The sequence below is a fragment of the Amycolatopsis coloradensis genome, from assembly GCF_037997115.1.
GTDB lineage: Bacteria > Actinomycetota > Actinomycetes > Mycobacteriales > Pseudonocardiaceae > Amycolatopsis > Amycolatopsis coloradensis_A.
Genome location: NZ_CP150484.1, coordinates 7,060,451 through 7,073,108, shown reverse-complemented (window position 1 = coordinate 7,073,108; position 12,658 = coordinate 7,060,451). Strand labels below are relative to the sequence as shown.

The window sequence follows — 12,658 nt, the reverse complement described above, 5'->3', positions numbered from 1 at the left end:
CTTTCATGGCAAATTTGCTATGAAAGGCCCCTTCATTGCGCTCTGCTGGGGCTTAAGCCTCCTGGGTGACCAAGGCCCGCGAAGAACGCGAAGGCCGCGTCATGGTCCCGAAGGCCAGCAGGGCCAGCACGCCGAAGGCCGACATCACGATCCCCATCGGGACCGCGGTGCTCGCGCCGCCCAGCCCGACCAGCGGCGTCGCCAGCCCGCCGACGACGAACTGCAGCACGCCGAGCAGTGCCGATGCCGAACCGGCGGACCGCGCCTGTTCGGCGAGCGCCAGGGAGCTCGCGTTCGGCGCCACCATGCCGATGCTCGACACCAGGATGAACAGCGGGATCAGCAACCCGGCCAGGCCGAGGTCCAGCACCGCCGCGGCCAGGACGCCGAAGCCGGCGACCGCCGCGATGACGAGACCGACGGTCAGCAGGGTCCGTTCCGGGAAGCGGCCGACGATACGCCCGTTCAGCTGGCCGACGGCCACGATGCCGATGCCGTTGAGCCCGAACACCAGGCTGTACGCCTGTGGGCTGAGCCCGTAGACGCCTTGCAGAGCGAAGGACGAGCCGGAGATGTAGGCGAACAGGCTCCCGAACATCAGCCCGGAGGCCAGCGCGTAGCCGAGGAAGCCGCGGTCGCGGAGCAGGCTCGCGTACTTCCGCAGCACCGAGCCGAACCGCGCGGGCGTGCGGCGTTCCTCGGGCAGCGGTTCCGGCAGCAGGAAGAAGACGACGGCGAGCAGGATCGCGCCGAACACGGTCAGGCAGACGAACACGCCGCGCCACGATGTCCAGTTCAGGATCTGGCCGCCGATGATCGGCGCCAGGATCGGGGCGAGCCCGTTGACCAGCATGAGCAGCGAGAAGAACTTCGTCATCGCGGTGCCGGAGTAGAGGTCCCGCACGGTCGCCCTGGCGATCACGATGCCCGCCGCGGCGCCGAAGGCCTGGACGCCTCGTGCGGCGATGAGCAGTTCGGCGGTCGGGGCGACGGCGCACAGGATCGAGCCGACCATGTAGAGCGCGAGGCCCGCCACGAGCGGTTTGCGGCGGCCGATCGCGTCGGACAGCGGTCCGAGGATCAGCTGGCCGATGGCGAGCCCGATGATGAACGCGCTCAGTGTGAGCTGGACGGTCGCGTCCGCCGCGCGCAGTTCGCCCGCCATCTGCGGCAGCGCGGGCAGGTACATGTCGATGGACAGGGGCCCGAAGGCGGACAGGCCGCCGAGGATCAGGACGAATCGGGCGCGTCCGCTCGTGCGGGGCCACGCGACGGGTTCTTCCACTCGCTCGGGCGCGATGGTCATGCTCGTTCCTTCCCCAGTCATGGTTCCGCGAGGAACAACTTGCTTAGAGTAGGTAACTATTCCCGATGTGAGTCTCGCCACCCAGGCTTCACAAGACTGATCCGATCAATTTTCGATCCAAATCCGGACGGACCCTAGATCTTGGCGAAGCTCGTCGGGTATACATCGGATGTCTGTTCGTTGCTGTGGGAGCCGTTGATTGCTGGCGGTTCGGCTTGAAGGGAAAAATCCGTGCAGCTGTTGCGACTCGGGGAGCCGGGAAGTGAGCGTCCGTTCGTACGTGCCGGGGACGGCACGCTGCGCGACCTCTCGGGGCTGACCACCGACATCGATGGCGGCTTCTTCGCGAGCGACGGCGTGGCCAGGGTCGCCGCCGCGCTGGCCGCCGGTGAGCTTCCCGAAGCCGGCCCCGAAGCCACGCGGGCCAGGGTGGGCGCGCCGATCGCGCGGCCGGGCAAGGTCGTCTGCATCGGCCTCAACTACCGGCAGCACGCCGAGGAGTCCGGCGCCGCCGTCCCGACCGAGCCCGTCGTGTTCATGAAGGCCTCCGACGTCGTGGTCGGGCCGGAGGACGACGTGCTCGTGCCGCGCGGCTCGACCAAGACCGACTGGGAGGTCGAGCTCGGCGTCGTCATCGGCAAGACCGCGCGCTACATCGAAAGCGCCGAAGAGGCGCTCGAGTACGTCGCCGGTTACACCGTCTCGAACGACGTGTCCGAACGCGAGTTCCAGCTCGAACGCGGCGGCACCTGGGACAAGGGCAAGTCGTGCGAGAACTTCAACCCGCTCGGCCCGTGGCTGGTCACCGCCGACGAGGTGCCCGACCCGCAAGCCCTCGGCCTGCGGTTGTGGGTCAACGGCGAGAAGAAGCAGGACTCCTCGACCAAGGACATGATCTTTTCGGTCGCCGAGATCGTGCACTACCTGAGCCGGTTCATGGTGCTGCGGCCCGGCGACCTCATCAACACCGGCACTCCGCAGGGCGTCGCCCTCGGCCAGCCGGATCCCAAGCCGTACCTGCGCGAAGGGGACGTCATCGAGCTCGAGATCGACGGCCTCGGCCGCCAGCGCCAGAACGTCAGGCAGGCGTGATGGCGAAGATCGTGGGCATGGAGGTGCTCGACGTCCGGTTCCCCACCTCGCGGGAGCTCGACGGTTCGGACGCCATGAACCCGGACCCGGACTACTCGGCCGCGTACGTCGTGCTGCACACCGACGGCGGTCCGGACGGGTACGGACTCGCTTTCACCATCGGCCGCGGCAACGACGTCCAGGCCGCGGCGATCCGCGCGCTGGAACCGCACGTCGTCGGCATGGACGTGCCGACCGACGCCGCCGCGCTCGGCGCCCTGTCGAGGACCCTGGTCGGCGATTCGCAACTGCGGTGGCTCGGCCCGGAAAAGGGTGTCGCGCATATGGCGATCGGCGCGGTGGTCAACGCCGCCTGGGATCTCGCGGCGCGCGTCGCCGGGCTCCCGGTCTGGCGATTCGCCGCCGAAATGTCGCCCGAGGACCTGGTCTCCCTCGTCGACTTCCGCTACCTGACCGACGCGCTGACCGAGCAGGAGGCGCTCGACATCCTCCGCGCCGCCGAGCCGGGCCGCGCCGAGCGGATCGCCCGGATCGAGCGTGACGGGTACCGCGCGTACAGCACTTCTCCCGGCTGGCTCGGCTATTCGGACGCGAAACTGGTCCGGCTCGCCGAGCAGGCGGTGGCGGACGGCTTCGAGATGATCAAGCTGAAGGTCGGCGGGAATCTGGAGGACGACGTCCGCCGGATGAAACTCGCCCGCGAGACCGTCGGCCCGGACATCCGGGTCGCCGTCGACGCGAACCAGCGCTGGGACGTCTCGACCGCGATCACCTGGATGACCGCGCTGGCGCCGTACGACCCGTACTGGATCGAGGAACCCACCTCGCCGGACGACGTGCTCGGGCACGCCGCGATCGCCAAGGCGCTCGCCCCGATCCGGGTGGCCACCGGCGAGCACGTCCAGAACCGCGTGGTGTTCAAGCAGTTGCTCCAGGCGGGCGCGATCTCGGTGCTGCAGCTGGACGCCGCCAGGGTCGGGGGGTTCAACGAGAACCTGGCGATCCTGTTGCTGGCGGCCAAGTTCGGGATCCCGGTGTGCCCGCACGCCGGCGGTGTCGGGCTGTGCGAACTCGTCCGGCACCTGTCGATGTTCGACTTCGTGGCGGTGTCCGGTTCCGACGCCGACCGGTCCATCGAGTGGGTCGACCACCTCCACGAGCACTTCACCGATCCGGCCGCCGTCGTCGACGGCCGCTACGTCGCCCCGTCCGCGCCGGGCTTCTCGGCGCGGATGCACGACGCGACGCTGCGCCGGTTCACCTTCCCCGACGGTCCGGAATGGACGGAGACAAGCAAGTGAGTGAGTTCGAAGGCCTCGTCGCGGCGGTCACCGGAGGCGCGTCGGGAATCGGCAGGGCCACCGCGGACCTGCTCGCCTCACGCGGGGCGAAGGTCGCGGTCCTCGACCTGAATCCCGGTGACCTTCCCGAAGATCTCACCGGATTCCGCTGTGACGTCGGTTCCGACGGAGAGGTCCGGTCGGCGATCGACGCGGTCGCCGACCGGTTCGGCAGGCTCGACGTCCTGGTCAACAACGCGGGGATCGGCGCTCAGGGTGACGTCACCGCCAACAGCGACGACGAATGGCACCGCGTGCTCGACATCAACGTCGTCGGCATGGTGCGGCTGGCGCGGGCGGCGTTGCCGCACCTCAAGAACTCGCCCTCGGCCGCGATCGTCAACACCTGTTCGATCGCCGCGTGGGCGGGCCTGCCCAACCGTGCGCTGTACTCGGCCAGCAAGGGCGCGGTGCTCTCGCTGACCCTGGCGATGGCGACCGACCACCTCGCCGACCGGATCCGGGTCAACTGCGTCTGCCCCGGCACCGCGGACACCCCGTGGGTCGGCAGGCTGCTCGACGCCGCGGGCGATCCGGAGACCGAACGCGCCGCGCTGGCCGCCCGTCAGCCGATGGGCAGGCTGGTCACCGCGGACGAGGTCGCGAACGCGGTCGTGTACCTGGCCAGCCCGCTGTCGGCTTCGACCACCGGCACGGCGCTCGCTGTCGACGGAGGTATGTACGGGTTGCGTCCGCGCGGCCCGGTCCAGCAGTAGTTTTCGCTGTCGTCAAGGAGGATGCGGTGCGTACGAGGGTGATCAAGGTGGCCGCCGCGGCCACCGCGCTCGGGCTGGCCCTGTCGGCCTGTGGGTCCACGAAGGACAACGCCACCCAGCCGGGTGCGGGCGGGGGCGGCAAGGTCGGTGCGACGATCCCGTTGCTGACCTCGCCGTTCTGGCAGGCCTACAACAACTACGTACCGCTGAAGGCGAAGGAACAGGGTGTCGAGGCGCTGCCGACGGTCAACGCGGACAGCGACTCGGCGAAGCAGATCACCGACATCAACACCTTGCTCAACCAGGGCGTCAAGGGCCTGGTCGTGACGCCGCTGGACTCCGCCGCCGTCGTGGCGGGCCTCAAGGCGGCGGAGAACAAGGGTGTCCCGGTGGTCGCCGTCGACGTCGCGCCGGAGAGCGGCAAGGTCGCCATGGTGGTGCGCGCGGACAACAAGGCGTACGGCACCAAGGCCTGCGAGGCGATCGGCGCGAAGGTGACGTCGGGCAAGGTCGTGCAGGTCATGGGTGATCTGGCCTCGGTCAACGGCCGTGACCGCTCCGAGGCGTTCCGGCAGTGCATGAAGACGAAGTACCCGGACGTCCAGGTGCTGGAGGTCGCCGCCGAATGGAAGGCGGACAAGGCTTCGTCCGGTTTGGACAGTCTGCTGACCGCGAACCCGGACATCAAGGCCGTGTACATGCAGGCGGGCGGCGTGTACCTGGCGCCGACGCAGCAGGCGCTCAAGCGCAAGAACCTCTACTTCCCGGTCGGCGACCCGAAGCATGTCGTGCTGGTCAGCAACGACGGCATCCCGCAGGAGCTCGCCGCGATCCGCGCGGGCGAACTCGACGCGACCGTCTCGCAGCCGGCCGACGACTACGCCAAGTACGGCATGTACTGGATCAAGAAGGCCATGGCGGGGGAGACCTTCAAGGCGGGGCCGACCGATCACGGCAGCACCGTCGTCGAGGTCCGGCCCGGCATCCTGGAAGACCAGCTCCCCGCGCCCGTCGTCACCAAGGACAACGTGGACGACAAGTCCCTCTGGGGGAACAACCTGTGAGCGCGCTGCCCGCCGGATCCGCCGCCGTGCCGGTGGTCAGCGCACAGGGCGTCGGCAAACGCTACGGCCCGACCGTGGCGCTGTCCGACGTCAGCCTCACCGTGCACCCCGGCGAGTCGCACGCGCTCGTCGGCCGCAACGGTGCCGGGAAATCGACACTCGTCTCCATCCTCACCGGACTGTCCAAAACGGATACCGGGCACGTCGAGTTCGGCGGCGTCCCCGCGCCGCCCTTGTCCAGGCAGGACGACTGGAAACGCGCGGTCGCCTGCGTCTACCAGCACGCGATGGTCGTCCCGCAGCTGACCGTCGCGGAGAACCTGTTCCTCAATCGCCAGTCGGGCAAGGGGTTCGCGATCGGCTGGCAGCGGTTGCGCCGTCAGGCACGGGAACTGCTCGAGTCCTGGGACGTGCGGGTCGACGTCGACACCCCGGCGGGCGAGCTTTCGGTGGAGGACCGGCAGTTCGTCGAGATCGCCAGGGCGCTCTCCTACGGTGCCCGGTTCATCGTTCTCGACGAACCGACGGCTCAGCTGGACAGCCAGGCGATCGAACGGCTCTTCGCGCGGATGCGCCAGATGCAGGACAACGGGGTGACGTTCCTGTTCATCTCGCATCACCTCCACGAGATCTACGAAGTCTGTCAGGCGGTCACCGTGCTGCGCGACGCCAAGCACATCCTGACCGCGCCGGTCTCCGAGGTCGGGCGTGCCGAGCTGATCGACGCGATGACCGGTGAGCAGGGCGGGCTTTCCGTGCGCGACGCCTCCACCCGCGAGGCGCTGGCTCAGGACGCCGACGAGGTGCTGACCGTCGACGGGCTTTCCGGTGACGGGTTCTCCGACGTGACCTTCCGGATCCATCGCGGCGAGGTGATCGGGCTCGCGGGCAGCAACGCCAGCGGCAAGCACCAGGTCGCCGAAACCGTGTACGGCCTGCGTTCGCCGTCCGACGGCATGATCGAGGTGGACGGGAAGCCGCTGAAACCGGGCGACATCCCGGCCGCGATCCGCGCCGGGATCGGCTGTGTGCCGAGGGACCGGCACCACGAGGGGCTGGTGCTGGAGCATTCCATCGCGAACAACGCCACACTGTCCATTTTGGACCGTATGGGGAAGGGTGGCCTGGCGTCACCGGGCGCGCGATACGGCCGTGCCGCCCAGGCGTTGAAGGACTACGACATCGTCGCGGCCGACGCGGACCAGCCGGTGTCAGACCTTTCCGGTGGCAATCAGCAGAAAGTCGTCCTGGCCCGCGCGCTGGCCGGGGATCCGCGCCTGGTGGTGCTCATCAACCCGACCGCGGGCGTGGACGTGAAATCGAAGGAAGCGCTGCTCGCGGTCGTCGACCGGGTGCGCGCGGAGGGCAAGGCGGTGCTGATCGTCAGCGACGAGCTGGACGATCTTCGTCTGAGCGACCGGGTGCTGGTGCTGCGCGCCGGCGCCGTGGTCGCCGAACACCGGGCGGGCTGGTCCGACGGCGACCTGGTGGCCGACATCGAAGGAGTCGAGCGCGGATGACCGAACTGATGACCGACCCGAAGACCTCGTCGTTCGCGGCCCCGCCGAAGCGCCGGAAGTTCCGCTGGCTGCGCGAACTCGCCCTGGTACCCGCGCTCATCGTGGTGCTGGTCATCGGAGGACTGATCAGTGACACGTTCCTGACCTTCGGCAGCATCGTCGGGATCCTGTCCGCCTCGGCCGCGCTGTCGATGGTGGTGCTGGGCGAATCGCTCGTGCTGCTGACCGGGAAGTTCGACCTGTCGCTGGAATCCACCATGGGGATGGCGCCCGCCTTGGGCGCGATGCTGGTCATCCCGGTGGCTTCTTCGGGTTTCGGCACCGAGATCCCTGGTTTCGCGGGCATCCTCGCCGTGCTGGTGGCCGGTGCCGCGGTCGGCTTCGTGAACGGTTTCCTGATCGTCAAACTGAAGCTGAACGCCTTCATCGTCACGCTCGCGATGCTGACGGTGCTGCGCGGCACGCAGATCGGTTCCACGCAGGGAAAGACGCTCTTCGATCAGCTGGACGTGTTCACCGCGCTGGCCACGACGACGTTCATCGGGCTGCCGATGTCGGTGTGGCTGGCCGCGGCGCTGTTCACCGTGTTCGGGCTGGGGCTGCGGTATCACCGGATCGGACGGTCGCTGTACGCCATCGGCGGCAACCGGGAAGCCGCTCGGGCCGCCGGTATCCGTGTAGACCGGATCTCTTGGGGTGTCTTCGTCGTGGCCGGTGTGCTGGCCGCGCTCGGCGGGCTCGCGTACACCGGCTACGTCGGCGCTCTCGGTGCGGATCAGGGCGACGGATTGATCCTTCAGGTGTTCGCCGCTGCGGTGATCGGCGGTGTCTCACTGGACGGCGGGAAGGGCACCCTGGTCGGGGCGCTCACCGGTGTGCTGCTCCTGCAGACGGTCACCAACCTGCTGCAGGTGGCGCAGGTGCCGCCGGAATGGCTGAAGGCGATCTACGGCGTGATCATCCTGGTCGCGCTGATCATTTCCCGCTATGCCGGTGGGAAGGCCCAGACCTAGTCCGAAAGTCCGTGAAGGCCTCCTTCCCTACCTTGAGAGTAGGGAAGGAGGCCTTCACGGCTCTTAATCGGTTGCCCCCACTCACTCGCCTGTCGCACACTTACCGCACACCGACCAAGGAGGACACATGACGCGACGTTGTTACGCCATGTTCCTTGGCATGGAAGAGAAACGTGGCTCCACGCCGCCGTCCTAGCCGGACGTCGCATACGCGGAGCCGCCCTTCGGGAAACCGAACCGGGCGGCTTTTCTTTCGGTGAACCCTGATTTCTGGAACGAAGCAGTCCGGTGCGCATGCGTGCCGGACTGTGTTCCAGGCCAAGGCGCGTTGGTCCAGCGGAAGGGATACCGGGTTTTCACCCCGGTGACGTGGGTTCGACTCCCACACGCGCTACGCCCCGGCACGGCGGGGAAACCTGTTCCGTCGTACCGGTGCGGCGGTGTGGGGTCCGTGTGTCCCATACCGCCAGACGCGCACGGTCCGGCGACCGGCCGGGATTCATAGCCCCGGCCAGCCTGGCTCGACACCAGGGTGCGCGACTCAGCCCGTCTTACGGGCGCTGTGCACGTCGCCGCTCTCGTGGCGGCGCAGGACGAGGTCCTGGAAACCGTTGTCCCGCAGACCTTCTTCCAGGTTGAGCCCGTTCGTGGCGACGACCACCAGCAGCCCGCCCGTCACCAGGCTCGCGGCGACGCGACCGAGATGGGCAGGGGAGTCCAGGAAGGCCAGGACGACGTCGAAGGTACCCATCACGGGCAGCCGGGCGAGCTGGTGAACCTCGTACGAGATCCCGACGGGGTCGCGTTCCTCTTCGCGTTGGGCTGCCGCGATCAGCGCCTTATCCGCGTCGACGCCGACCACGCGGCGAGCGCCCTTGCCGCGGAGCAGGCGGGGATAGCGGCCATCGCCGCACCCGACGACCAGGACCGACCTGCCCGCCAGGTCCGGCAGCGCTTCGAGCAGCGTCGCGGCCTGGTCCGCCATACGGCCGACGCTAGCCGAGCGGCTGCTGTCCCGACAGGACCAAGAGGCCTATCCCGGAGTACGCGAAGGCCCCCTTCCTGTACCTGGGCGCAAGGAAGGGGGCCTTCATGTACTTCTACGGAGCTACAGCGCCCCACCGCTCGCGTCGTCGCGCTGCATGACCACGCTGGACGGTGCGGAGTGCACCGGCTTGGCGCCCTTGGGCGCCTTCTTCCGCCGCGCCAGCTTGTTCTCCAGCCACGACGCGAACCAGCTCAGGAGCAGGTTCAGCACGATGAAGATGATCGCGACGACTATCAGTGTCGGGATCGTGTTGCCGTAGAGACCGGTGAGCGGTCCGGTACTGCGGATCAGCTCGTTGAAGCCGATGGTCAGCTGACCGGCCAGCGCCGTGTCCTTGAGGATGACCACCAGCTGGCTCACCAGCGCGGGCAGCATCAGGGTGACCGCCTGCGGCAGCAGGACGGTCATCATGATCTGGGTCTTGCGCATGCCCAGCGCGGACGCGGCCTCACCTTGCCCCTTGGGCAGGGAGAGGATGCCCGCGCGGAACACCTCGGCCATGACCGAGCCGTTGTAGAGCACCAGACCCGTCACCGCGGCGAACAGCGGGCGGATCTCCGCGTCGATGTCGGTGTAGAACGCGTAGAACGCCGCGGCGAAGACCATCAGCAGCAGCACCGGGATCGCCCGGAAGAACTCGACGACCGCGCCGACCGGGACCCGGATCCACTTGTGGTCCGACAGCCGGCCGATGCCCAGCAGTGCACCGATCGGCAACGCGATCACGATCGACAGTGCCGCGGCCTTCAGGGTGTTGAGCAGGCCGGGCACGATGAATTCGGTCCAGGTCGAGCCCTTGAGGAAGGGGTCCCACAGCGCCCCCGACCATTGGTTCTTCTCGTCAAAGCCGACGTAGATGTAGTAGAGGACCAGCGCCAGGACGAGGACGAAAAGGACGCTGTAGAGCCAGTTCCGTGCCCGCGCCTTCGGCCCGGGAATGTCATAGAGGACGGTCTGCGCGCTCATCGCTTGACCTCGACCTTCTTGGCGACCCAGCCCAGCAGCAGGCCGAGGGGGAGGACCAGGACGACGAACCCGGCGGCGAAGAGCAGGAAGACCAGCAACAGCGAGTCGGACTCGTTCTCGACCATGTCCGACATCAGCAGTGACGCCTCGGCGACACCGATGATCGACGCGACCGTGGTGTTCTTCAGCAGCGCGATCATGACGTTCGCCAGCGGCGCGATCACCGACCGGAACGCCTGTGGCAGCACGATTAGGGTCAGCACCTGGACGAAGCCGAGCCCCAGCGCGCGGGCCGCTTCCGCCTGGCCTACCGGGACTGTGTTGATACCCGACCGCAGCGATTCACAGACGAATGTGGCGGTGTAGGCGACGAAGCCGAGGATCGCGAGCCGGAAGGCGTTGTCCTCCAACGATGTCGTCGACTCCGACGAGGCCAGGTTGAGTCCCAGGGTGGAGGACAATCCCAGCGATGTGAAGACGATGATCACCGTCAGCGGGGTGTTCCGGAAGATGTTGACGTAGGCGGTGCCGAACGCCCGCATGATCGGAACCGGGCTCACCCGCATCCCCACCAGGATGGTGCCCCAGATCAGGGAACCGATCGCGGAGAAGAAGGTGAGCTTGATCGTCATCCAGAAGGCGCCGAGCAAGTCGTAATTGGGATTGTCGAGGAAATCGAACAAGGTGCTCAACCCAGCCTCGGTATGGGAACGGTGCGCCGCGGTACACGGCGCACCGTTCGATTCCTTCAGTTCAGCGGCTCAGCGAGCCGGGGGTCAGGAGATGGCCGGAGGCTCCGGGATCTTGTAACCCGACGGGCCGACGTTCTTCTCCAGAGCGGCCTTCCAAGCGCCGTCCTGCTGCATCTTCTTGATCGCGTTGTTGATCGCGGTGATGCTCTCGGCATCGTCCTTCTTCAGGCCGACGCCGTACTTCTCGTCGGTGAAGCCCTTGCCGACCAGCTTCAGCTTGCCGGGCTGCTGCGAGGCGTAGCCGGCGAGGATCACGTCATCGGTGGTCATCGCGTCGACGGTTTTGTTGAGCAGCGAGGTGACGCAGTCGGTGTACTTGCCGACTTCCTGGAGCTGAACTTCCTTGGCGTACTTTTCCTTGACGTTCTGCGCCGGGGTCGATCCCTTGACCGAGCAGAGCTTCTTGTTGCCGGTCAGCGACTCCGGGCCGGTGATGTCGGTGTTGTCGGCCTGGACCAGTAGGTCCTGGTGGGCGATGAAGTACGGGCCCGCGAAGGAGACCTCGTTCTTGCGCTTGTCGGTGATCGAGTAGGTGGCGACGATGAAGTCGACCTCACCCTTCTTGATCAGGTCCTCACGCTGCGCGGACTGCGCTTCCTTCCAGGTGATCCCAGACTCTTCGACACCGAGCTCCTTGGCGATGTACTTCGCCACGTCGACGTCGAATCCGGCGTAGGTGCCGTCCGCCTGCTTCTGGCCGAGACCGGGCTGGTCGAACTTGATGCCGATGGTCAGCTTCTTGTCGTTCTTGGCCTTCGCCACCACGTTCTTGGCGCCGCTGGAGCCGCTGCCGGCGTCCGACCCGCCGCCGCCACAGGCGGAGAGGGCGAGACCGGCCGCCACGACGGCCGCGCTCATTCGCAGAACTCGGTTCAACCGCATTGTTCTCAGTTTCCTTCCGAATCTTGTCCAGCCATACCGGCCGGCGGGGAAGACCTCAGTGGGTCAGGATCTTGCCGAGGAAGTCCTTGGCGCGATCCGTCTTCGGCTTGGTGAAGAAGTCGTCCGGAGTGGAGTCCTCGACGATCTCGCCGTCGGACATGAACACCACCCGGTTCGCCGCGCGCCGCGCGAAGCCCATCTCGTGGGTGACGACGAGCATCGTCATCCCGTCCTTGGCGAGCGTGGTCATCACGTCGAGGACCTCCTGGACCATCTCGGGGTCCAGCGCCGAGGTCGGCTCGTCGAACAGCATCACCTTGGGGCGCATGGCCAGCGCGCGGGCGATCGCCACACGCTGCTGCTGCCCGCCGGAAAGCTGGGCCGGGTACTTGTCGGCCTGGTTGGCGATGCCGACACGTTCGAGCAGGTCCATCGCGGTCTTGCGGGCCTCGGCCGAGTTGACCTTGCGGACCTTCATCGGCGCGAGCATGACGTTCTCGACGATCGTCTTGTGCGCGAACAGGTTGAACGACTGGAACACCATGCCGACGTCGGCGCGCAGCGCGGCCAGCGCCTTTCCTTCGGCGGGCAGCGGAACGCCGTCCACCGCGATCTCGCCGGAGTTGATGGGTTCCAGCCGGTTGATCGCCCGGCACAGTGTCGACTTGCCAGACCCGGACGGCCCGAGCACGACCACGACCTGCCCGCGCGGCACCTCGAGGTTGATCTCCTTGAGCACGTGCAGGTCGCCGAAGTACTTGTTCACGGCGGCCGCCTTGATCATCGGCGCCGCCACCTCCGCGGTCATCTGGCCTCCAGGAGCGTTCGTTTGCAGGGGACTGCGGGGTCAGGCACCACGCGATGGCGGAAACCTACTCCCGTCGGACCGCTTGTAAAGACGGCTTGACCAATACTTAGGGTTTCAAGTCCGTATCGTTCTCAAGCCACCGGACGGCCCC

General features: G+C 67.4%; 12 protein-coding genes and 1 tRNA gene. 7 read left to right on the top strand and 6 right to left on the bottom strand.

Features of this window, described 5'->3' with window-relative positions:
* Positions 1-52: 52 nt before the first annotated feature.
* Positions 53-1,306, bottom strand: a complete 1,254-nt coding sequence (locus LCL61_RS32845; RefSeq protein ID WP_340683339.1) for a Bcr/CflA family multidrug efflux MFS transporter — start codon at positions 1,304-1,306, stop codon at positions 53-55.
* A gap of 231 nt (positions 1,307-1,537) precedes the next feature.
* Here LCL61_RS32845 and LCL61_RS32840 point away from each other — a divergent pair, with 231 nt between their 5' ends.
* The 7 genes from LCL61_RS32840 (at position 1,538) to LCL61_RS32810 (ending at position 8,445) form a co-directional block, all read left to right on the top strand.
* Complete coding sequence (locus LCL61_RS32840) at positions 1,538-2,398, top strand: fumarylacetoacetate hydrolase family protein (protein WP_340683338.1); 861 nt, start codon at positions 1,538-1,540, stop codon at positions 2,396-2,398.
* On the top strand, positions 2,398-3,699 hold the full coding sequence (locus LCL61_RS32835) for an enolase C-terminal domain-like protein (RefSeq protein ID WP_340683337.1): 1,302 nt from the start codon (positions 2,398-2,400) through the stop codon (positions 3,697-3,699). Before LCL61_RS32840 ends, LCL61_RS32835 begins: the two co-directional genes overlap by 1 nt.
* Positions 3,696-4,454 (top strand): SDR family oxidoreductase, encoded by a 759-nt coding sequence (locus LCL61_RS32830; RefSeq protein WP_340683336.1) that lies wholly within the window; start codon positions 3,696-3,698, stop codon positions 4,452-4,454. Before LCL61_RS32835 ends, LCL61_RS32830 begins: the two co-directional genes overlap by 4 nt.
* A 26-nt stretch (positions 4,455-4,480) precedes the next feature.
* Positions 4,481-5,518: a sugar ABC transporter substrate-binding protein gene (locus tag LCL61_RS32825; protein WP_340683335.1), complete on the top strand. Its 1,038-nt coding sequence runs from the start codon at positions 4,481-4,483 to the stop codon at positions 5,516-5,518.
* Positions 5,515-7,038 carry a sugar ABC transporter ATP-binding protein gene (locus LCL61_RS32820; protein WP_340683334.1) on the top strand — a complete coding sequence of 508 codons (1,524 nt, stop codon included), beginning with the start codon at positions 5,515-5,517 and terminating at the stop codon, positions 7,036-7,038. Before LCL61_RS32825 ends, LCL61_RS32820 begins: the two co-directional genes overlap by 4 nt.
* Positions 7,035-8,051 (top strand): ABC transporter permease, encoded by a 1,017-nt coding sequence (locus tag LCL61_RS32815; protein ID WP_340683333.1) that lies wholly within the window; start codon positions 7,035-7,037, stop codon positions 8,049-8,051. Before LCL61_RS32820 ends, LCL61_RS32815 begins: the two co-directional genes overlap by 4 nt.
* A 322-nt stretch (positions 8,052-8,373) precedes the next feature.
* Positions 8,374-8,445 (top strand) — tRNA-Glu (locus LCL61_RS32810).
* A gap of 147 nt (positions 8,446-8,592) precedes the next feature.
* Here LCL61_RS32810 and LCL61_RS32805 read toward each other — a convergent pair.
* The 5 genes from LCL61_RS32805 to LCL61_RS32785 form a co-directional block, all read right to left on the bottom strand.
* A complete protein-coding gene (locus LCL61_RS32805; RefSeq protein WP_340683332.1) occupies positions 8,593-9,036 on the bottom strand; it encodes a class I SAM-dependent methyltransferase in 444 nt (147 codons plus the stop codon).
* Positions 9,037-9,159: 123 nt separating this feature from the next.
* Positions 9,160-10,065, bottom strand: a complete 906-nt coding sequence (locus LCL61_RS32800; RefSeq protein ID WP_340683331.1) for an amino acid ABC transporter permease — start codon at positions 10,063-10,065, stop codon at positions 9,160-9,162.
* Complete coding sequence (locus LCL61_RS32795) at positions 10,062-10,757, bottom strand: amino acid ABC transporter permease (protein WP_340683330.1); 696 nt, start codon at positions 10,755-10,757, stop codon at positions 10,062-10,064. The genes LCL61_RS32800 and LCL61_RS32795 overlap by 4 nt, the downstream gene beginning before the upstream one ends.
* An 84-nt stretch (positions 10,758-10,841) precedes the next feature.
* Positions 10,842-11,675 carry a glutamate ABC transporter substrate-binding protein gene (locus LCL61_RS32790; protein ID WP_340683329.1) on the bottom strand — a complete coding sequence of 278 codons (834 nt, stop codon included), beginning with the start codon at positions 11,673-11,675 and terminating at the stop codon, positions 10,842-10,844.
* Between the two features lie 79 nt (positions 11,676-11,754).
* The gene (locus LCL61_RS32785) at positions 11,755-12,483 is read right to left on the bottom strand and encodes an amino acid ABC transporter ATP-binding protein (RefSeq protein ID WP_007029281.1); all 729 of its coding nucleotides are present in this window, start codon (positions 12,481-12,483) and stop codon (positions 11,755-11,757) included.
* Positions 12,484-12,658: the final 175 nt, after the last annotated feature.

Coding starts and splice junctions, on each gene's coding strand:
- LCL61_RS32805 (WP_340683332.1), bottom strand. CDS start 9,036: ATGGCGGACCAGGCCGCGACGCTGCTCGAAGCGCTGCCGGACCTGGCG.
- LCL61_RS32845 (WP_340683339.1), bottom strand. CDS start 1,306: ATGACCATCGCGCCCGAGCGAGTGGAAGAACCCGTCGCGTGGCCCCGC.
- LCL61_RS32815 (WP_340683333.1), top strand. CDS start 7,035: ATGACCGAACTGATGACCGACCCGAAGACCTCGTCGTTCGCGGCCCCG.
- LCL61_RS32800 (WP_340683331.1), bottom strand. CDS start 10,065: ATGAGCGCGCAGACCGTCCTCTATGACATTCCCGGGCCGAAGGCGCGG.
- LCL61_RS32790 (WP_340683329.1), bottom strand. CDS start 11,675: ATGAGCGCGGCCGTCGTGGCGGCCGGTCTCGCCCTCTCCGCCTGTGGC.
- LCL61_RS32785 (WP_007029281.1), bottom strand. CDS start 12,483: ATGATCAAGGCGGCCGCCGTGAACAAGTACTTCGGCGACCTGCACGTG.
- LCL61_RS32835 (WP_340683337.1), top strand. CDS start 2,398: ATGGCGAAGATCGTGGGCATGGAGGTGCTCGACGTCCGGTTCCCCACC.